At 48.6% G+C, this 516-nt stretch carries 1 protein-coding gene; it reads right to left on the bottom strand.

The genetic code is table 11. The features are described from left to right. Positions 1-186: hypothetical protein (locus ACFIJJ_RS10230; RefSeq protein ID WP_375646876.1), on the bottom strand; the 186-nt coding region annotated here is incomplete at its 3' end. Positions 187-516 lie beyond the last annotated feature (330 nt).

Genomic DNA, 516 nt, shown 5'->3' with positions numbered 1-516 from the left:
GTCATTAGCTTCCTCCCTATCAATGGAGGTGTTGCCTCTCACCATGTTCTTCATTGCACTCTCACTTGGCCCAGTGTTTGGCCGAACCTCAACCTCCTTGCCACTTCGTAAAGTGATAGCTTGCAAGTGTTCTCGTGGGTTGGTCTCAGTATTGCTAGGATGGCTGCCAGGTGGTCTCTCAGCCAAAGATGCATGTTTCTCACGGTCGTTTCCAATGTGGTAAGGCTGACATCAGTGATTTGCATGTATTTTGCCACAACATCTTCAGTGGTGAATTTGCGTTCTGTTGGGGGTCCCTGTTGTTGTTGTTGTTGTGTCTGAAACCCCGCTGGTTGTGAGAATTTCTGTTGACCTTGATTTCCCCAGTTAAAATTTGGATGGTTCCTCCATCCAGGGTTGTAGGTCCCTCCATAGGGATTTCCTTGAAATTTCTGTCCCTGATTCACATAGTCCACCTGCTCAAGCGTGGGGGTGTCGGGCAAAGAGATTGGGCAATTCAGGGAATTGTGCCCACCA

The organism is Bartonella sp. TT29SHDZB (assembly GCF_042193395.1).
In the GTDB taxonomy this organism is placed as follows: domain Bacteria; phylum Pseudomonadota; class Alphaproteobacteria; order Rhizobiales; family Rhizobiaceae; genus Bartonella.
This window is presented reverse-complemented; position numbering and strand designations above follow the sequence as displayed.